We start from the raw sequence: 19,401 nt of genomic DNA, 5'->3' as shown, positions 1-19,401 counted from the left end.
GCGCTCGTTGGTCCTTGGGGGTCGGGGGCGGTGGATCGCCCTCCAGGGTATCCGGCCCCGCAAACGAATCGACCTCGCCCGCCGGATTCGGCGGGCGAGGTCGGTGGCCCCGGAGACCGGGGAGCGCGCCGTGCCCCTCTTCACCGCGTGCCGCCCGGGCGGATCACCCCCACGGGCGCGGTGGTCACGGGCCTCACGCCAGGGCCGCCTCCACCCGTGCGGCCAGGGCGGCGGCCTCGGGCGGGAGGAGGGGTTTGCCGTCGCCGTCGACGACGTACACCGTGTCCACCGCGTTCGCGCCCAGCGTCGAGACGTGCGCGCTGCGCACCCGTACCCCCGCCGACTCCAGGGCCCGGCCGATCCGGTGCAGCAGCCCCACCGCGTCGGGCGCCCGCACCTCCAGGACGGTGGCCAGGGAGGAGACCTCCGGCACCACCGTGACCCGGGGCGGCGGCGGGACCACGCCCCGCCGCCGGGGGTACGCCGCCTCGCGGGCTGCCAGCTTCGCCGGGACGTCCAGCGTGCCGTCCAGCGCCCGGACCAGGTCGGTCCGCAGCTGGGCGGCCTGCGGCAGCGCCCCGTACTCGGCCGCCACCCGCCAGCGCAGCACGATCACCTCGCCCGTCAGACCCGACGGCTCCAGGAAGCGCAGGTCGGCGGCCCGCACGGTCAGCCGGTGCAGCGCCAGCACCCCGGACACGGCCGGCAGCACCCCGGGCTGGTCCGGGACGGCGACGACCAGCTCGACCCCGACGGCGTCGTCCTCCTGTCGGGCGTGCAGCGCGAGCACCGGCTCGCCCGTGCGCAGCGCCTCGACCGCCAGGCGTTCCTGTTCGGTGGTCGGTATCTCCGGCTCGGTGCCGGCGGGCGGGGTGCCGCGCAGCACGGCGGCGACCCGCCCCACGAGGTCGGCGACCAGCGAGCCCCGCCAGGTGCTCCAGGCGGCCGGGCCGGTGGCCAGGGCGTCGGCCTCCGTCAGGGCGTGCAGGACCTCCAGGGTGGAGAGGGAGCCGACGGCGTCCGCGACGGCCCGTACGGTCGCCGGGTCGTCCAGGTCGCGGCGGGTCGCGGTGTCCACGAGCAGCAGGTGGTGGCGTACGAGCGTGCCCAGCACGGCGACGTCCTCCGCGTCGAAGCCGACCCGCCCGGCCATGTCGCGGGCGATGGTCTCGCCCACCAGGGAGTGGTCGCCGGGCCAGCCCTTGCCGATGTCGTGCAGCAGGGCCGCCATCAGCAGCAGGTCGGGGCGGCCCACGCGGCGGGCCAGCGCCGAGGCCCGCACCGCCGTCTCGATCAGGTGCCGGTCCACCGTCCAGGTGTGCACGGGGTTGTGCTGGGGCCGGCAGCGCACCCGTTCCCAGTCGGGGAGCAGCCGGCTGATCAGCCCCTCGGCCTCCAGCGCCTCCCACACCCCCACCATCGGCTCGCCCGCCCCCAGCAGGGTCAGCAGCTGCTCCCGCGCCTCCGCCGGCCACGGCACGGGCAGCGGCCTGGCCTGCGCCGCGAGCCGCCGTACGGCGTGCAGCGAGACGGGCAGGCCCGCCTGCGCGGCGGCCGCCCCGAACCGCAGGGGCAGTACGGGGTCCCGCTCGGGCCGCGCGGCCAGCGCCAGTACGGCCTCCCCGTCGGACTCCACCACCCCGTCGGCCAGCGGCGCCCGCTCGGGTGCCGCCGTGGCCCGGTTCCCGAGCAGTCCGCGCAGTCTCGGCCGGGCGGCCCGGGCGCGCAGTACCCGCCCGACCTCCCGCCAGGTGACGTCTGCGGCGTACGCGATCACCCGGGCGGCCTCGTACACCTCGCGCAGCAGCGCGTCGGCGTCGAGCAGTCCCAGCCGGGCGGCGACCTGGGGCTGTTCCTGGAGGGCGAGCCGGTCGGTGGCCCGGCCCGTCACCAGGTGCAGCGCGTCGCGCGCGTCCAGCAGCCGCCGCCGGGCCTCGGCCAGTCCCTCGCGCGGGGCGTCGGCCAGCCAGGACGCGGCGACGGCCCGCAGGACGGTGGCGTCGCGCAGGCCGCCGCGCGCCTCCTTGAGGTCGGGTTCCAGCAGGAAGCGCAGCTCCCCGGCCCGCTCGGCCCGCTCCCGGCACAGGGCGTGCAGCTGCGGGAGCCGCTTGGCGGCCTGGTTGCGCCAGTCGGCGAGCACCGAGGTGCGCAGCCCGGCCAGGAGTCCGGCGTCGCCGGAGACGAGCCGCGCGTCGAGCAGTCCGAGGTGGGCCTTGAGGTCCTCGGCGGCGGTCTTGCGGGCCTCGCCGGGGGTGCGTACGGAGTGGTCGAGGGCCAGGCCGAGGTCCCAGACGGGGTACCAGAGCCGGTCGGCGAGCGCGCTCAGTTCGGCGGGGCGCGCCTTGCCGTCGTGGAGCAGCAGCAGGTCGAGGTCGCTGCGCGGGGAGAGGTCGGCGCGTCCGTAGCCGCCGACGGCGACGAGGGCGGCGCCCCGTACGCCGGTCTCCCGTGCGGCCCGCGCGAACTGTGCGTTCAGCCATTGGTCGGTCAGCCCGGAGAGGGCGGAACGCCGGGAGGGCCCGGACCGCGACTCCTCCTGGAGGAGTCGCAGCCGGGCCGCGGCGTAGCCGCCGGGACCGGAGCCGGCCGGGTCGTCCTGCGTGGTCTCTTCGACGCTCGTCACCCGGGGCTCCCGTCGTCTAGAGCGCGTCGGCGCCGCGCTCGCCGGTGCGGACCCGGACGACCGAGTCCACGGGGACGCTCCACACCTTGCCGTCGCCGATCTTCTCGGTCCGGGCGGCGCTGACGATGACGGAGATGAGCTCCTCGGCCTCCTCGTCCTCGACGAGCACCTCGATGCGGATCTTCGGTACGAGGTCCACGGTGTACTCGGCGCCGCGGTAGACCTCGGTGTGGCCGCGCTGGCGTCCGTAGCCGCTGGCCTCGGAGACGGTGAGGCCCTGGACTCCGAAGGCGTGGAGGGCTTCCTTGATCTCGTCCAGCTTGTAGGGCTTGACGATGGCGGTGATCAGCTTCATGCGTCGACCTTCTTGTGCGCGGCGGCTGCGGGGGCGGGTGCGGCGGTGTTCCGTGCGGAGATCCCGCCGCCGGCGCCGCTGAAGTCGTAGGCGGTCTCGGCGTGCTCGACCTGGTCGATGCCGGAGACCTCGACGTCCTCCGCGACCCGCATGCCCATGGTCCTGTCGAGGAGGAAGGCCAGGATCGCGGATACGACGAGGGAGTAGGCGAGGACGGCGAAGACGCCGATGGCCTGCTTGCCGAGCTGCTCCAGTCCGCCGCCGTAGAAGAGGCCCTTGGCCTCGGACTGGACGCCGCCGGTGGCGAAGAAGCCGACGAGGAGGGAGCCGGCGATGCCGCCGACCAGGTGGACGCCGATGACGTCGAGGGAGTCGTCGTAGCCGAACTTGTACTTCAGGCCGACGGCCATGGCGCACAGCACACCGGCGATGGCGCCGACGGCGATCGCGCCGAGCGGGCTGACGGAGCCGCCGGCCGGGGTGATGGCGACGAGGCCGGCGACGGCGCCGGAGGCGGCTCCGAGGGTGGTGAAGGAGCCGTGGCGCAGCTTCTCGTAGGCGAGCCAGGCGAGCATGGCGGCGGCGGTGGCGACCTGGGTGTTGACGAACATGACGGCGCCGACGCCGTCGTCGTTGCCGAGCCAGGATCCGGCGTTGAAGCCGAACCAGCCGAACCACAGCAGGCCGGCGCCGAGCATCACGAGGGGCAGGCTGTGCGGGCGCATCGGGTCCTTCTTGAAGCCGACGCGCTTGCCGATGACCAGGATGACGCCGAGGGCGGCGGCGCCGGCGTTGATGTGGACGGCGGTGCCGCCCGCGAAGTCGATGACGCCGAGCTCGAAGAGCCAGCCGCCGGAGCCCCACACCCAGTGGGCGACGGGGAAGTAGACGACGGTGACCCACAGGGCGGTGAAGAGCACCCAGGCGCTGAACTTGACGCGGTCGGCGAGGGCGCCGCTGATCAGGGCGGGGGTGATGACGGCGAACATCAGCTGGAAGACGGCGAAGACGTAGACCGGGATGGTGTAGCCGTCCCACAGCTCGGTGAGGCCGATGCCGCTGAGGCCGACGTAGTCGGAGTTCCAGCCGATCAGCGAGCCCGTGTCGGTGCCGAAGGCGAGGCTGAAGCCGTAGAGGACCCAGAGGATCGTGACGATCCCCAGGCTGATGAAGCTCATCATCAGCATGTTGAGGCTGCTCTTGACGCGGACCATGCCTCCGTAGAAGAAGGCGAGTCCCGGGGTCATCAGCATGACCAGGGCGGAGCAGATGAGCATGAACCCGGTGTTCGCGGCAGACAGGGTCGGGGCGTCTGCTGCGAGGGTCGTGATGGCTGATGCCATCGGCGTCTCCTCGTCGTCGGTACGTTCGCGTGCGGGCGATCGTGGGAAACCTGAGCGGCGGCGTAAGGGCTGGCCGGTTATTGGCCCTGAGATTCGCGCAGGAGGGTTTCCGGCGGCGCCGCTGGGTGTTTCGCGCCGATGACGAAGAGGTCCGGCGTGTTACGCCTCCATGAACCGGTGAAGTGCGGGTCCGGTCGGGGTCATGTACGGGTCAGGGGCGGGTCGGGCCCGGGTCAGGGGCCCGCCCGCGCCGGGAGCGGGCTCAGACGGCCTCGGCGGCCTCGGGCAGCCGGGAGGCGAGGAGGTCGGTCAGCCGGACCACCTCGGCGACGTCCCCGTATTCACGGGCGGCGGTGTCGACGGTCTTGCGGAGCCGGGTGTTCACCCGTTCGGACCGTACCTTTCTCGCCACGTCGAGGGCCTGGTCCACGAGGACGGTGGCCTGTTCCGGCTCGCGCTGGAGCAGGTGGACGGTGGCCATGCCGATGAGGTTCAGGGCGTACGAGCGCTGGTGCTCCTCGTCCTTGGCGAAGAGCTCCACGGCCCGTTCCATCACCGGTTCGGCGAGGGAGGCGTAGGTGGGGCTGCGCCCGGCGACGTAGGCCAGGTCCCGGTAGGAGTGGGAGTTCTCGCCGTTGAGCTCCGCCTCGGAGAAGAAGCGGATCCAGTCCGGTTCGGGCTCGCCGTCGAAGCCGACGTCGGAGAAGGTGTCCTCGGCCATGCGCACGGCCCGCTTGCAGCGGCTGGGCTGGCCCATGTTGGCGTAGGCCCGGGCCTCCATCGCGTACAGCATGGCCTGGGTGCGCGGTCCGGCGCAGTCGCGGCTGCCGTACTGGGCGAGGTGGATGAGCTCCAGCGCGTCCTCGGGGCGGCCCAGGTGGATCATCTGCCGGCTCATGCCGGACAGGATGTACGAGCCCAGGGGCTTGTCGCCGGCCTCCTTCGCGGCGTGCAGGGCGAGGACGAAGTACTTCTGCGCGGTGGGGTGCAGGCCGATGTCGTAGCTCATCCAGCCGGCGAGTTCGGCCAGCTCGGCGGCGACCTTGAAGAGCCGCTTGGCGACGGGGGCCGGGTGGCTCTCCTGGAGCAGGTCGGTGACCTCGTGGAGCTGGCCGACGACGGCCTTGCGGCGCAGTCCGCCGCCGCACTGGGCGTCCCACTGGCGGAACATCACCGTGGTGGCTTCGAGGAGGTCGAGCTCCGGCTCGGACAGCCGGGGCGGCCGGTGTCCGCCGAGCGCGCCCGACGGCCCGCTCTCGGGGCGCGGTCCGAGGTCGGCGGTCGGGGCCGGGACGAGCCAGCGCTGCATGGGCTCGATGAGGGCGGGGCCGGCGGAGAGGGCGAGCGAGGTCCCGAGGAAGCCCCGGCGGGCGAGCATCAGGTCGCTGCGGGAGAACTCGCTGAGCAGTTCCACGGTCTGCGGGCCCGCCCAGGGCAGGTCGACGCCGGACACGGAGGGGGTCTGGTGGGCGGTGCGCAGGCCGAGCTGTTCGATGGCGACGACGGAGCCGAAGCGCTCGGAGAAGAGCTCCGAGAGGATGCGCGGCACGGGCTCGCGGGGCTGTTCACCGTCGAGCCAGCGGCGCACCCGGGAGGTGTCGGTGCTGATGTGGTGGGCGCCCATCTGCCGGGCGCGGCGGTTGACCTGGCGGGCGAGTTCGCCCTTGGACCAGCCGCTGCGGACGAACCACGAGGTCAGCTGTTCGTTCCGGACAGCGGATTCGCCGCTCGCTCCGCCTGCGCCGTTGCCGCCCACTGGAACGCCCCCATCCGCATCGCCTCTTCACACGAAACCCTGACCGGTGTGGCCGGCGTGACCTGGGACCTTCACAGGTCCTCCACCGATTGCCTCCGGCATACCCACGGACGGGCCTGCCGACCGGCTTCGTGCACCGAAAGTAATCCTACGATCACCCCGTCAGCGAGGTCGATTCGGGAAACGCCACCATTCGCCACCCCTTTGAATGAACTCGTCGGCGGCCGGGCGCGATTCACTTGACACCAAGGCGAAACGGCAATGGTTGGGCTGGAGTGCGCTCGGGGCGCGCGCGGCGAGGAGTGCGCCGGGCGTCCTCGGCGGAGGGCGCGCCCCACCCGGCCTCCGACAGGTCTCGCCGACGTCGTAACCACCGGCGCGTCCGACCCGTTGGAGGGGGCATGGGCATGGGCTTCACGATCGGCGGCAGCCGCAGCACCAAGGAGTTCCGTTCCGGCGTCCGGCGCCGCGGGCGGACCGCGGAGTGCACGACGGTGGCGGAGTACACCGGGCTCTGGGGCTGGGACGCCGTCCCCGGGGCCCGCGCCGCGGGTCCGGGCCGCGACTGCTCCTGCGGTCATACGAACTGCGGCGCGCCGGGGGCGCACCCGCTGGACTTCGCTCCGACCGTCCCGGGAGGCGCCACCCTGGACGAGGTCTCCGAGATCTGGGGCGAGTATCCAGGCGCGGCGATCATGCTCCCGGTCGGCCGCGCCTTCGACGTCATCGAGGTCTCCGCCGAGGCCGGGCGGCGCGCCCTGGTCCGGCTGGAACGGATGGGGCTGCCGCTCGGGCCCGTGACGGCGACCCCGGACGGCCGGGCCCAGTTCTTCGTCGCCCCGGGTGCCGCCGCCGAGCTGCCTGAGCTGCTGTACCGGATGGGCTGGGACGACGCCGATCTGGACCTGCGCGCCCTGGGCCACGGCGCCTTCCTGACCGCCCCGCCCTCCGACCGCGCGGGCCTGGGCCCGGCGGCCTGGCTGCGCGGGCCCGCGCTGGACAGCGCGGGCGGCCCCCCGCAGGCCCGGCTGCTGCTCGGCACCCTCGCCTACACCTGCCACCGCTTCCGCCGCTGACGGCCCCCGCCCACGGCAGTGCCCCCGGGTCCTACGGACGCGGGGGCACTGGTCTGCGTAGATCCTCGGGACGGATCCTCCGGCGGCGGTGGCCGCCTCAGTCGCCGATGAGGGCGTCGACGAACGCCTCCGGCTCGAAGGGGGCCAGGTCGTCGGGGCCCTCGCCGAGGCCGATGAGCTTGACCGGGACGCCCAGCTCGCGCTGGACGGCGACGACGATGCCGCCCTTGGCCGTGCCGTCGAGCTTGGTCAGCACGATGCCGGTGATGTCCACGACCTCGGCGAAGACGCGCGCCTGGGTCAGGCCGTTCTGGCCGGTGGTGGCGTCGAGGACCAGCAGCACCTCGTCCAGCGGGCCGTGCTTCTCCACGACGCGCTTGACCTTGCCGAGCTCGTCCATGAGTCCGGTCTTGGTGTGCAGCCGGCCGGCGGTGTCGATGAGCACCACGTCGGCGCCCTCGGCGATGCCCTCCTTGACCGCGTCGTAGGCGATGGAGGCGGGGTCGCCGCCCTCGGGGCCGCGGACGGTACGGGCGCCCACGCGCTCGCCCCAGGTCTGGAGCTGGTCGGCGGCGGCGGCGCGGAAGGTGTCGGCGGCGCCGAGCACCACGCTGCGGCCGTCGGCGACGAGCACCCGGGCGAGCTTGCCGGTGGTGGTGGTCTTGCCGGTGCCGTTGACGCCGACGACCATGACGACGCCCGGGGTGTCGGTGCCGCTCTCGGTCTTCACGGCGCGGTCGAAGTCGGTGCCGACCAGGGTCAGCAGCTCCTCCTTCAGCAGGGTGCGCAGCTCGGCGGGGGTGCGGGTGCCGAGCACCTTGACCCGTTCGCGGAGCCGGTCCACCAGCTCCTGCGTCGGGGCGACACCGACGTCGGCGATCAGGAGGGTCTCCTCGATCTCCTCCCAGGTGTCCTCGTCGAGGTGCTCGCGCGACAGGAGCGTGAGGAGCCCCTTGCCGAGCGAGTTCTGCGAACGGGCGAGCCGCGCGCGCAGCCGGACCAGACGGCCGGCGGTGGGCTCGGGCACCTCGATCTCGGGCGCGGCCGGGGCGGCCTCCGCGACGGGCGCTTCCGCGACCGGGGTCTCGGGGACCGCGGTCTCCGTCTCGGGGAGCACGACCTCCTCGATGGTCCGGCGCGGCTCTTCGACCGTCTGTGCGGAGTCCTCCCCCACCTGCGGTTCGGCGGGCGGGGCAGTGATGGTCGGCGTGGCCGGCGGCGCCGTGGGGGGCAGCTGCTTCTTCTTGCGGCTGCTGACCACGAGGCCGCTGATCGCGCCGACCGCGACCAGGGCGATGACTACGGCAAGGATGAGGATTTCCATAACGCTCCCAGTATCGGCCACGGCGGCCCCGGAGCCCGGACCTCGGCGGCCGTACCGGGCCCTAAGCCCCTATTTATGGTTTTCGGCGCAAATCTACGATGATGGGCGGCACTCCCCCGTCCCCGCACGCCCCACGGAGCAACCGCATGCCCGCCGAGCCCGCAGCCGGCGCGATACCGGCCCCCGCCGAGACCGCAGCCCAGGCCACCGGCAAGACCGCAGCAGAGACCCGCGGGCTGGAGCCCGTGCCCGACGCCGAGCGCACCGGCCGCGTGCGCGAGCTGGTCCCGACCTGGGTCGCCGCGAACATCAGCGTGCTGCTGCTCACCATGGGTGCCGGGCTGGTGATCTTCAACGGGCTCAACATCTGGCAGGTGCTCGTCGTCGCGCTCGCCGCGCCCGTGGTCTCGTACGGGATCGTCGGCCTGATCTCCATCGCCGGGAAGCGCGGCGGCGCGCCGGGCATGGCGCTCTCGCGCGCCGTCTTCGGCCAGCGCGGCAACCTCTTCCCCGGCGCCCTGATCTGGGTGGCGCGCTGGGGCTGGGAGACCATCAACGCGGTCAGCGGCGCCTACGCCGTACTGACGGTCCTCGACCTGCTCTTCGGCGTGAAGAGCAACACCGCGCTCATCGTCGTCACCCTGCTCTTCTTCGTGGGCTGCACCTTCGTGGTCTCGGGGCTCGGCATCAACGCGCTGCGCGTCTGCTCGAAGTGGTCGACGTACCTCTTCGGCGGCTTCAGCGTGCTCGTCCTCGGCTACCTGCTCTTCACCACCGACTGGTCCGCCGTCTTCGGCAAGCCCGCGGGCTCCACGGCGATGATGGTCGCGGGCATAGGCACCATCGCGGCGGGCGGCATCAGCTGGGTGCCGTCCGGACCGGACTTCACCCGCTACCTGCCCCGCACCGCCTCCGCCCGGGGCATGGTCGGCGCGACGATCGGCGGTGCGGGCGTGGTGGTCCTGCCGATGGTGCTGATGGGCGCGGTGATGGCCGTCGGCACGCCGGACCTGGCGAGCGCGCAGGACCCGGTCTCCTTCATCGGCGAACTGCTGCCGACCTGGATCGCGGTGCCCTACCTGCTGATCGCCCTGATCGGGATGCTGCTGATCAACTCGATGTCGATGTACTCGGCCGGCTTCACCGCGCAGACCCTGGGCATCAAGGTGCCGCGCACGTGGGCGGTCAGCGTCAACGCCGCCATCAGCCTGGTCTTCGGCTTCCTGCTGATGGTGGTGGCGACCAGCTTCTTCGGTTCGTTCATCTCCTTCCTGACCCTGCTGGCCGTGGCGTTCTCCGCCTGGATCGGCGTCTTCGGCGTGGACATGCTGCGCCGCACCTCCTACGACGGCGCCGCGCTGCTGGACACGACGCCCGGCAGCGCCTACTGGTACCGGGGCGGTTTCGCCTGGCAGGCGATGACGGCCTGGGGCGCGGCCCTGGTGGCGGGGCTGCTCTTCACCAAGGTGGACTGGTTCAGCGGGCCGCTCGCCTCGACCTGGATCGGGCGGAACGGCCTCGGCTGGGTGACCGGCATCCTCGTGTCCGCCGCGCTGTACGCCGTACTGCCGCGGACACCGGCGCCGGCGGCGCCGGTGTCCGGCGGGGAGCCCGAGCCGGCCGGAGCCCTGTCCAACTGACGCTGCGTCAGCTAAGGTCCCCCCTCGCCCGCCCCGCCGCATCCGGCGCAGGGGCGCGTCCGGCGAAGGGGGACCTTTCCATGCCCATCACCGTGGTCCGGTTCAACCTCGTCGACCCGGACGGCACCCCCGAGAGCCTCGGCGCCCGCTACAGGGCGGCGCTGGAGATGGCGAAGTACGCGGACGACCACGGGATCGACACCGTCCAGACGGAGGAGCACCACGGCGTCCCCGACAACTGGCTGCCCTCCCCCTTCGCCTTCGCCGGCGCGGTCTTCGGCGCCACCCGCCGGATCGCGGTCACCGTTTCGGCGATCATCGGGCCGCTCTACGACCCGCTGCGGGCCGCCGAGGAGATCGCGGTGCTCGACCTGCTGAGCGGGGGCCGGCTGGTCACCGTGGCGGGGATCGGCTACCGGCCGGAGGAGTACGCGCGGCAGGGCGTGGAATGGGGCCGGCGCGGCCGGCTCCAGGACGAGCTGCTGGAGACCCTGCTGAAGGCGTGGACCGGCGAGCCGTTCGCCTTCCGCGGCCGGACGGTACGGGTCACCCCGCGCCCCTTCACCCGGCCGCACCCGCTGCTGCTGGTCGGCGGCAGCTCCAGGGCGGCGGCCCGCCGGGCGGCGCGGCTGGGCCTGCCCTTCTTCCCCAGCGCGCACCTGCCGGAGCTGGAGGCCTACTACCGGGAGCAGCTCGCGGAGCACGGCACGGAGGGCTTCTGCATGATGCCCGCGGCCGAGACCCCGCTGCTGCACGTCGCGGAGGACCCGGACCGGGTGTGGGCGGAGCACGGGGAGCGCTTCCTGCACGAGGCGGCCACGTACGCCTCGTGGCAGTCCGAGGGGATCCGCAGCGCCGTACGGTCGGCCGCGCGCTCGGTGGAGGAGCTGCGCGCGGAGGGCGTCTACCGGGTCCTGACCCCGGAGCAGGCGGTGGCGTACGCCCGCGCCGCGGGCGAGGCGGGGAACCTGGTGCTGCACCCGCTGTGCGGGGGCATGCCGGTGGACGAGGGCCGGCGCAGCCTGCGGTTGCTGTGCGAAAAGGTGCTGCCCCGGCTCAAGGACTGAGCCGGGGCAGCACCGCGGAGGGAGGGGTGGTGGCGGGGAGTTGTTACCCCATCTCCTCCAACGCCTTGCCCTTGGTCTCCGGCACCCACTTGAGGATGAACGGGATCGAGAGCGCGGCGAAGACCGTGTAGATGACGTACGCGCCGGACAGGTTCCAGTCCGACAGGTTCGGGAAGGTGACGGTGATGACCCAGTTGGCGACCCACTGGGCCGCGGCGGCGACGCCGAGCGCGGCGGCCCGGATCCGGTTCGGGAACATCTCGCCGAGCAGCACCCAGACCACCACGCCCCAGGACAGGGCGAAGAAGAGCACGAAGGCGTGCGCGGCGATCAGGGCGACCGTGCCCTGGGTGTCGGGCATGGAGATGCTGTCGCCGGTGCCGGTCTTGTACGAGAAGGCCCAGGCGCAGAGGCCGAGGGAGACGGCCATGCCCGCCGAGCCGATCAGCGCGAGCGGCTTGCGGCCGATCCGGTCGACGAAGATCATCGCGATCACCGTGCCGATGATGTTGATGATCGACGTGGTGAAGGAGTAGAGGAACGAGCTGGTCGGGTCGATGCCGACGGACTGCCACAGCGAGGAGCTGTAGTAGAAGATCACGTTGATGCCGACGAGCTGCTGGAAGACCGAGAGGCCGATGCCGATCCAGACGATGGGCATCAGGCCGAAGCGGCCGCCGAGCAGGTCCTTGAAGGTGGACTTGTGCTCGGAGCGCATGGCCGCCTCGATCTCGGCGACGCGCGCGTCCAGGTCGACGTGCGCGCCCTCGACCTCGGCCAGCACCTTCCGCGCCTCGGCGGTGCGGCCCGCGGAGATCAGGAAGCGGGGGGACTCGGGGATGACGAAGGACATCAGCCCGTAGAGCACGGCCGGGACCACCATCACGCCGAGCATCCACTGCCAGGCCTCCAGCCCGCCGACCTTCCCGCGCTGGTCGCCGTCGGCGAGGTTGAGGATGCCCCAGTTGACCAGCTGCGAGATGGCGATGCCGATGACGATGGCGGCCTGCTGGAAGGAGGCCAGCCGGCCCCGGTAGGCGGGCGGGGACACCTCGGCGATGTAGGCGGGGCCGATGACGGACGCCATGCCGATGCCGAAGCCGCCGATGACGCGCCACATGGCGAGGTCCCAGAGCGCGAACGGGAGGGCCGAGCCGATGGCGCTCGCCGTGAAGAGGACGGCGGCGATCTGCATGCAGCGGATACGGCCGATCCGGTCGGCGATGCGGCCCGCGGTGGCGGCGCCGAGCGCGCAGCCGATCAGCGCGGCGGCGATCACCTGGGCCAGCGCGGCCGACCCGATGTCGAAGCGGTCGCGGATCGCGACGACGGCCCCGTTGATGACGGAGCTGTCGTATCCGAAGAGGAAACCGCCCATCGCGGCGGCCGCGGTGATGAAGATGACGTGCCCGAGGTGGTCGGGCTGGGACGCGCGTCCGCCGCCGGGTGCCGGTGCCTGCGCTGTGCTGCTGCTCAAGGTGTGCTCCGTGGGGGGTTTGTGTCCGTTCTCCTCAGTGGCGCACAGGTCAAGATCGGGCACCACTGGAAGGCGGGAGGCAGCACAGAGCCTATGTGTTCATTTCCTGAAGTCAATAGGTGATGTGAAGGTCTCATTAAGGTCGAGTGAGGGATCTTGATTTCACTTCTTGAAGCAGCAGGCGGCTCAGCGGAGCCGCTGGCTGATCACCTTCGAGACTCCGTCGCCCTGCATCGAGACGCCGTAGAGCGCGTCGGCCACCTCCATCGTCCGCTTCTGGTGCGTGATGACGATCAGCTGCGAACTCTCCTGGAGCTCCTCCATGATGCGGATCAGCCGCTGGAGGTTGGTGTCGTCCAGGGCCGCCTCGACCTCGTCCATCACGTAGAAGGGGCTGGGCCGCGCCTTGAAGATGGAGACCAGCAGCGCCACGGCCGTCAGCGACCGCTCGCCGCCCGACAGCAGCGACAGCCGCTTGACCTTCTTGCCGGGCGGCCGGGCCTCGACGTCCACACCGGTGGCCAGCATGTCGTCCGGGTCGGTGAGCACCAGACGCCCCTCGCCGCCGGGGAACAGCCGCGAGAAGACCCCCTCGAACTCCCTGGCGGTATCTCGGTACGCCTCGGTGAAGACCTGCTCGACCCGCTGGTCGACCTCCTTCACCACTTGAAGGAGATCAGCCCGGGTCTTCCGCAGGTCCGCCAGCTGCTCGCTCAGGAACTGGTGGCGCTCCTCCAGCGCCGCGAACTCCTCCAGTGCCAGCGGGTTCACCTTGCCCAGCTGCTGGTAGGCCCGTTCGGCCGCCTTCAGCCGCTTCTCCTGCCGGGCGCGGTCGAAGGGGCCCGGCCGGTTGCGGGGGTGCTCCGGATCCTCCGGCAGCACCTCGCCCTCGGCGGGCGGGGACGGCGGAACCGGCTGGTCGGGCCCGTACTCCGCCACCAGAGCGGCCGGATCCACCCCCAGCTCCTCCAGCGCCCGCGCCTCCAGCTGCTCGATCCGCAGCCGCTTCTCCGCGCCGAGCACCTCGCCCCGGTGCACGGAGTCCGTCAGCTTGTCGAGCTCGCCCTTGAGGTCACGGCCCCGGCCGCGGGCCTCGCCGAGCTCCTGCTCGCGCAGCCCCTTGGCCTGCTCGGCGGCCGTCCGCTCCAGCTCCGCCCGGCCGATGGACACCTCCAGGTGCGCCAGCAGCTGCCGCGCCCCCTCGGCGACGGCCCGGCCCACCTCGGCCTCGTACCGCCGGCGCTCCCGGCGCCGCTCCGCGCGCGCCCGGGCCTCGCGTTCGGCGCGGGCGCCCCTGTCCAGCGCGTCCGCCCGGCCGGCCAGACCCTTCACCCGCTCCTCGTGGGTACGCAGCTGGAGGCGGGCCTCCATCTCGGTCTGCCGCGCGTTCGCCCCGTCGGCGGAGAGCCGGTCCCGGGCCGAGGTGTCGGGCTCCTCCGCCAGCGGCAGCTCCTCCGCCACCGCGAGCCGCTCCGCGCACTCCTCCACGTCGGCCCGCGCCCGCTCCAGCGCCTCCTGGGCGGTGGCCGCCGCCCGGGCACTGCGCTCGGCCTCGCCCAGAGCGCCCTTCGCCTGCCCGGCGAGCCGGCCGAGCTGCTGGGCGACCCCGGCCCGGGCCCGCTCCCCGGCCCGGCGCCGCTCCGCCAGCTCCTCGGCGAGGGCGGCCACCTCGGCGCGCCGCCGCCGGGCGCCCTCCTCGGCCGCAGCCAGCTCCCGGCACTCGCCGTCCAGCCGCTCCAGTTCCGCCGCCGCCTCGTCGACGGCGGCCTGCACCTCGATCAGGCTGGGGGCGCCCGCCGAGCCGCCGTGCGCGAGGTGGGCGCCGAGCACGTCCCCGTCGGCGGTCACCGCGACCAGGTCCGGCCGCGCGGCGACGAGGGCCTCGGCTTCCTCCAGGCTCCCGACCACCACGTGCTCCCGCAGCACCCACGCCACGGCCCGCCGCACCTCCTCGTCCCCGTGGACGAGCGAAGCGGCCTCCAGGTACGCGGGCGTCCCCGCCGCCACCGCGGGCGCCGCCGTCGTCCGGGGCTCGGGGCCCGGTCCGCACGGGAGCGGCTGACCGGCGCGGTGGGCGGCGGCGGGGCCGGGCTGGGCGGCGGGCTGGGCGCTTCCCTCGACGGCGGTCCCGGCACCGGCCTCGGGGCCGCGGGCCTGCCCGGGCAGGCCCGCACCGCCCGGGGCGGCGGGGGCCGCCGGGGCCTGCCCCGGAATCACGGCGGCGGGCGGGGCGATCAGGAACGTCGCCCGCCCGGCGTCGGCCTCCCGCAGGTGCCGGATCGCACCGGCCGCCGCCCCCGCCGAGGCCACGGCCACCGCGTCGGCGGCGGAGCCCAGCGCGGCGGCCACCGCGGCCTCGTACCCCGACGCCACCGTCACCCGCTCCGCCGCCGGTCCCAGCAGCCCCGCCAGCCGCTCGCGCGCGGCCAGCAGCGCCCCCGTGCCGTCCTTGCGCCGCAGCCCCAGCGCGAGCGCGTCCCGCCGCGCCGATACGGCCGCACGGGACCGCTCCGCCGAGGCCAGCGCCCGCCCGGCCGCCGCGAGCTCGACCTCCGCCCCCGTCAGCCCGGCCTTCGCCGCCTCGTACTCCTCCTCCGCCGAAGGGTCCTCGAGCCCGCCGACCTCCGCGGCCAGTTCCTCGTACTCTTCCCGCGCGGCCACCGCCCGGGCCTCCGCCTCGTCCCGGGCCGCCACGAGCCGCTCGATCTCCGCCTGCGCGGCGCCCGCCCGCGACCGGGCCGCCCCCAGCCGCCCGGTGAGCCGGGCCAGTTCCTCACGCCGGTCGGCGATGGCCCGTGCGGCGTCCCGCAGCCGCCGCTCCTCCTCGGCGAGGGCCCGCTCCAGCCCGGCCCGGTGCGCGGCGGTGTCCTCCAGCGCCCGTTCGGCCGCCTCCAGCGCGGCGGTCAGCTCCGCCTCCTGCTCCCGGATCCGCGCGGCCTCCCGCTCCATCTCCTCGGGGTCCCGGCCGCGCCGCTCCTCCTCCACGGGCGCGGAGGCGCTCCTGACCCGGGCCTCGGCGAGGGAGGCGGTCCCGCGCACCCGCTCGGCCAGCTGCGACAGCTCGTACCAGGTCTGCTGGGCCCGCTGGAGCCGGGGCGCGAGGCGGCGTACCGATTCCTCCAGCTCGCCCTCCCGGCGCAGCGCGTCCGCGAGGTCCCGCTCGGCGGACTCCTTGCGCTCCTTCAGAGCGGCCTCGTCGGCGATCTCCGCGTCCAGCGCGCTCCGCAGCGCCACCAGGTCGTCGGCGAGCAGCCGCAGCTTCGCGTCGCGCAGGTCGGCCTGGATCACGGCGGCCCGGCGGGCGACCGCCGCCTGCCGGCCCAGCGGCTTGAGCTGACGGCGCAGTTCGTCGCTCAGGTCCTGCACCCGCGCGAGGTTGGCCTGCATCGCGTCGAGCTTCCGCAGCGCCTTCTCCTTGCGCTTGCGGTGCTTCAGTACGCCCGCGGCCTCCTCGATGAAGGCGCGCCGGCCCATCGGATCGGCGTGCAGGACGGAGTCGAGCTGCCCCTGTCCGACGATGACGTGCATCTCGCGGCCGATGCCGGAGTCGGACAGCAGCTCCTGGATGTCGAGGAGCCGGCAGGTGTCACCGTTGATCTGGTATTCGCTGCTGCCGCCGCGGAACATGATCCGCGTGATGGTGACCTCGGCGTAGTCGATGGGGAGCGCGCCGTCGGAGTTGTCGATGGTGAGGGAGACCTCGGCGCGTCCGAGCGGCGGGCGTCCCGTGGTGCCCGCGAAGATGACGTCTTCCATCTTTCCGCCGCGCAGGGATTTGGCTCCCTGCTCCCCCATGACCCAGGACAGCGCGTCCACCACGTTGGACTTGCCGGATCCGTTCGGGCCGACGACGCAGGTGATCCCGGGTTCGAAGCGCAGGGTGGTGGCGGAGGCGAAGGATTTGAAGCCACGCAGGGTCAGGGACTTGAGGTGCACGCCGCCGGACTCTACCTTTCGCGTCCGGTTTCACCCATGAAGGTGCAGGGCAGATCAGACGTTGGAGGGATCACTCCCCCACCTGGCCCAATGGCCCCGCGAGACGCGGTGCGGCGCGGGCGGCCCGGCGGAGGTCCGGTGGAAAGAAAGAAGGGACGCCGAGGCGTCCCTTGCAGATCATTCGGGGCTGGAATCGAGTGACGAGTGAGCGCGGATCAGGTGAGCGCAGGCTCCGCCTGGGGTACGTCGATCTCGATGCTGTCGAGCAGCGAGTCACCGTGCTGAGCGGCGGCCGCCGTCAGAGCGTCGTTCTCGGACTGGATCCGTCCGAGCTCGGACTCGAGGTCCTGGACGCGCTGCTGGAGCCGTCGCATCTCGGCGAGGAGTCGCGGGTCGGAACCGCCGACGTAACCGAGAAGCGCCTTTGCCATGATGGATGGTCCTCCACACTGAGTGACCGACCGAAGCGGTGTGGGTCGTGAGGGAATCGCACCCGCGGATGTCCGGCAGCGACGGACAATCACTGCACTAGCCAGTGCCACCACTGCCAAACAGCTCGGGTGCGCGGGGCTTCCAGCGTCTCACCAAAAAGTTTGACGGTCAACACGATCACGCCCCGTATCGGCGGGCGGCCCGGTCCGCGCGAGGGGCGGAGAGATCAACCTCGTGTCCGAGCCTTCCACGGATCGACCGTCGCGGCAACGTGTCGGCGGCGAATGCGCAGATCCGACCGGGTGCCGGCGTTCCGGACCTCGAATCGGTCCGTGACCGGCCGCCCGGTCACCGGATCTCGAAGCCGTCGTAGCCCCCGCGCGGCGTGCCCCAGATCTCCGTCACCCCGTCCACCCGTCCGGGCGTGTCGCCGGCGCGGAGCCTTTCCAGGAGCCGGTGGCAATTCTCACGTTGACCTTCCGCCACGACCTGCACTCGGCCGTCGTCGAGGTTCAGCGCGAAGCCGGTCATCCCGCCGATCTCCAGAGCATTGGCCCTGGTGAACCAGCGGAAGCCCACTCCCTGTACACGGCCGCGCACCCAGGCGGTCATACGGACGTCTTCATTCATGCATGAACGCTAACCGGGCCGGGCGTTTGGGGGCCCCTCGCCCCCCTTGGCCCATCGGCTACAGTCCCCCACCAATGAGTCACTCGTTCGGGTGAGCAAAGTTTGATCTTGCAAAGGGAAGGCACGGCACCCATGGGACGCCACCGACTCCACGCCGCACCTCGGCGCGGCGCCAAGCGCACCGCCGTGCGCACCGGGCTGCTCGGCGCGTCCGTGGCGGCGGCCCTCGGTACTGCGGCCGTGACGACCGGGTTCGTCCCGGTCGGCGGCTCCTTCCCGTACGTCGGCACGGGCGCCGGCGACAAGACGCAGACCCGCGCCGAGCCCTCGCCCGCCGCCTCCGGCAAGCGGGCGGATCAGCCGAACGGCCTGGCGAACCTCTCGGGGCGGGCCTCCTCGGCCCCGGCGAGCGCGGCCCCGGGCACCCCCTCGGCCTCTCCCACCGCCTCGGCCTCTCCCTCCCCGTCGGCGTCGCCCACGGCCTCCGCCTCCCCGTCCCCTTCGGCCTCCACGAAGGCGCCGGAGCAGAGCACCCCGAAGCCGGCGGCACCGAAGCCCGCCGCCCCCGAACCACCCGCCGCCCCCAAGCCCCCCGCGGCGCCCAAGCCGGTGGCACCGACGGCCGCCGACGGGCACTCCGCCGAGGAGGCCGAGGTGCTCGCCCTGGTGAACCAGGAGCGCGCCCAGGCCGGCTGCGTACCGGTCCGGGCGAACCCGCCGCTCGCGGCGCTGGCCGGCGCCTTCAGCAAGGACATGGCCGTACGGGGCTTCTTCGACCACACCGACCCGGACGGGAACTCCCCCTGGCAGCGGGCCCAGAACGCGGGGATCTCCGGCATGGGCGGCGAGAACATCGCGCGCGGCCAGGGGGACGCGAGGTCCGTGATGCAGGCCTGGATGAACAGCCCGGGCCACAAGGCGAACATCCTCAACTGCGAATTCCGCACCCTGGGCGTCGGTGTCCACTTCGGCTCCGGCGGCCCCTGGTGGACCCAGGAATTCGGCTTCTGACCGGCCCCCCGTAGGCCGTGCCGTAGACCCGCCGGCCCCGCGAGGCCACCGGTGGGCCGACCGGGCCCGGCCGGCCGGGCGGCCGTCACACCGCGGCCGCCGCCAGGGCGGCCCGGCCCGCCACGACCACGCGGGTGTGCTCGGCGACGCGCCGGCCCAGGTGCTCGGCGGTGGCGAGGTCGGCCTTGTGGACGCCCTCGGGACCCTCGTCCGCGTTGGTCTGGGCCGCCGCGCCGGAGGAGAAGCCGAGGCGGTTGAGGTCGTACTCGCTGCCGGTGGTGGAGTTCCAGCCGGGCTTCAGGCCCAGGCTGACCCAGCTCATGCCGTGCTGGGAGGCCAGCATCTGGAAGAACTGCAGGGTGTTCAGCTTGTCTCCGGCCTTGGAGGCGGAGTTGGTGAAGCCCGCGGCGACCTTGTCCCGCCACACGTCACCGAACCAGCGCTTCGAGGTGGCCTCGGCGAAGACGTGGAAGGCGCCGGAAGCGGTGCCCATGTAGGTGGGCGAGCCGAAGACGATCGCGTCCGAGCCGTCCAGCAGCGCCCACTCGGCCTCGGTGATCTCGTCGACCTTGACCAGGTGGACGGTGGCGCCGGTGGCGGCGGCTCCCGCACGCACGGCTTCGGCGACGACGGCCGTGTGCCCGTAACCGGAGTGGTAGGCGATGGAGACGACGGGGGCGGGGACGTTCGCGGACATGACTGTTCTCCTCGAAGGCGTGGGGCGCCGCAGT

The 19,401-nt window shown here is 73.2% G+C and carries 14 protein-coding genes; 4 read left to right on the top strand and 10 right to left on the bottom strand.

Annotated features, from left to right (window positions below; genetic code table 11):
* Nucleotides 1-193 precede the first annotated feature (193 nt).
* From ACZ51S_RS27995 to nsdA, 4 genes are all read right to left on the bottom strand, one after another.
* Entirely contained in the window at nucleotides 194-2,623 is a 2,430-nt protein-coding gene (locus tag ACZ51S_RS27995; RefSeq protein WP_468962344.1) for a [protein-PII] uridylyltransferase, read from the bottom strand.
* Between the two features lie 16 nt (nucleotides 2,624-2,639).
* Nucleotides 2,640-2,978, bottom strand: coding sequence for a P-II family nitrogen regulator (locus tag ACZ51S_RS27990; RefSeq protein ID WP_361610247.1), 339 nt, complete (start codon nucleotides 2,976-2,978; stop codon nucleotides 2,640-2,642).
* Nucleotides 2,975-4,321, bottom strand: coding sequence for an ammonium transporter (locus ACZ51S_RS27985; protein ID WP_388942051.1), 1,347 nt, complete (start codon nucleotides 4,319-4,321; stop codon nucleotides 2,975-2,977). Before ACZ51S_RS27985 ends, ACZ51S_RS27990 begins: the two co-directional genes overlap by 4 nt.
* A gap of 262 nt (nucleotides 4,322-4,583) precedes the next feature.
* A complete protein-coding gene (gene nsdA, locus ACZ51S_RS27980; protein ID WP_468478191.1) occupies nucleotides 4,584-6,077 on the bottom strand; it encodes a transcriptional repressor NsdA in 1,494 nt (497 codons plus the stop codon).
* Between the two features lie 407 nt (nucleotides 6,078-6,484).
* On the opposite strand from nsdA, the gene ACZ51S_RS27975 reads away from it, so the two are divergent.
* Nucleotides 6,485-7,153, top strand: a complete 669-nt coding sequence (locus ACZ51S_RS27975) for a bifunctional DNA primase/polymerase (RefSeq protein WP_467891125.1) — start codon at nucleotides 6,485-6,487, stop codon at nucleotides 7,151-7,153.
* 97 nt (nucleotides 7,154-7,250) lie between these two features.
* On the opposite strand, the gene ftsY is transcribed toward ACZ51S_RS27975, so the two are convergent.
* On the bottom strand, nucleotides 7,251-8,477 hold the full coding sequence (ftsY, locus tag ACZ51S_RS27970) for a signal recognition particle-docking protein FtsY (protein ID WP_468478190.1): 1,227 nt from the start codon (nucleotides 8,475-8,477) through the stop codon (nucleotides 7,251-7,253).
* Nucleotides 8,478-8,623: 146 nt separating this feature from the next.
* Between ftsY and ACZ51S_RS27965 the strand changes: the two genes are divergently transcribed.
* Together ACZ51S_RS27965 and ACZ51S_RS27960 are read left to right on the top strand one after the other, a co-directional pair.
* Nucleotides 8,624-10,117: a cytosine permease gene (locus ACZ51S_RS27965; RefSeq protein WP_468962343.1), complete on the top strand. Its 1,494-nt coding sequence runs from the start codon at nucleotides 8,624-8,626 to the stop codon at nucleotides 10,115-10,117.
* Nucleotides 10,118-10,197: 80 nt separating this feature from the next.
* Nucleotides 10,198-11,184, top strand: a complete 987-nt coding sequence (locus ACZ51S_RS27960; RefSeq protein WP_468478188.1) for an LLM class flavin-dependent oxidoreductase — start codon at nucleotides 10,198-10,200, stop codon at nucleotides 11,182-11,184.
* Between the two features lie 43 nt (nucleotides 11,185-11,227).
* Here the strand turns inward: ACZ51S_RS27960 and ACZ51S_RS27955 are convergent, their stop codons facing one another.
* The 4 genes from ACZ51S_RS27955 to ACZ51S_RS27940 all read right to left on the bottom strand — a co-directional run bounded on the left by ACZ51S_RS27955 (nucleotide 11,228) and on the right by ACZ51S_RS27940 (nucleotide 17,659).
* Complete coding sequence (locus ACZ51S_RS27955) at nucleotides 11,228-12,661, bottom strand: sugar porter family MFS transporter (protein WP_468800483.1); 1,434 nt, start codon at nucleotides 12,659-12,661, stop codon at nucleotides 11,228-11,230.
* 186 nt (nucleotides 12,662-12,847) lie between these two features.
* Nucleotides 12,848-16,597 carry an AAA family ATPase gene (locus ACZ51S_RS27950; RefSeq protein ID WP_468962342.1) on the bottom strand — a complete coding sequence of 1,250 codons (3,750 nt, stop codon included), beginning with the start codon at nucleotides 16,595-16,597 and terminating at the stop codon, nucleotides 12,848-12,850.
* A 215-nt stretch (nucleotides 16,598-16,812) separates the two neighbouring features.
* Nucleotides 16,813-17,028, bottom strand: a complete 216-nt coding sequence (locus ACZ51S_RS27945) for a hypothetical protein (protein WP_362457577.1) — start codon at nucleotides 17,026-17,028, stop codon at nucleotides 16,813-16,815.
* A gap of 349 nt (nucleotides 17,029-17,377) precedes the next feature.
* Entirely contained in the window at nucleotides 17,378-17,659 is a 282-nt protein-coding gene (locus ACZ51S_RS27940) for an acylphosphatase (protein ID WP_468962341.1), read from the bottom strand.
* Between the two features lie 132 nt (nucleotides 17,660-17,791).
* On the opposite strand from ACZ51S_RS27940, the gene ACZ51S_RS27935 reads away from it, so the two are divergent.
* The gene (locus ACZ51S_RS27935; protein WP_468962339.1) at nucleotides 17,792-18,670 is read left to right on the top strand and encodes a CAP domain-containing protein; all 879 of its coding nucleotides are present in this window, start codon (nucleotides 17,792-17,794) and stop codon (nucleotides 18,668-18,670) included.
* 85 nt (nucleotides 18,671-18,755) lie between these two features.
* On the opposite strand, the gene ACZ51S_RS27930 is transcribed toward ACZ51S_RS27935, so the two are convergent.
* Nucleotides 18,756-19,367 (bottom strand): flavodoxin family protein, encoded by a 612-nt coding sequence (locus ACZ51S_RS27930; protein WP_468800495.1) that lies wholly within the window; start codon nucleotides 19,365-19,367, stop codon nucleotides 18,756-18,758.
* Between the last annotated feature and the right edge of the window lie 34 nt (nucleotides 19,368-19,401).

This window comes from Streptomyces sp. NPDC034043 (assembly GCF_055575675.1).
The sequence above is the reverse complement of the archived record's forward strand: the minus strand, read 5'-3'. Positions and strand labels throughout refer to the sequence as shown.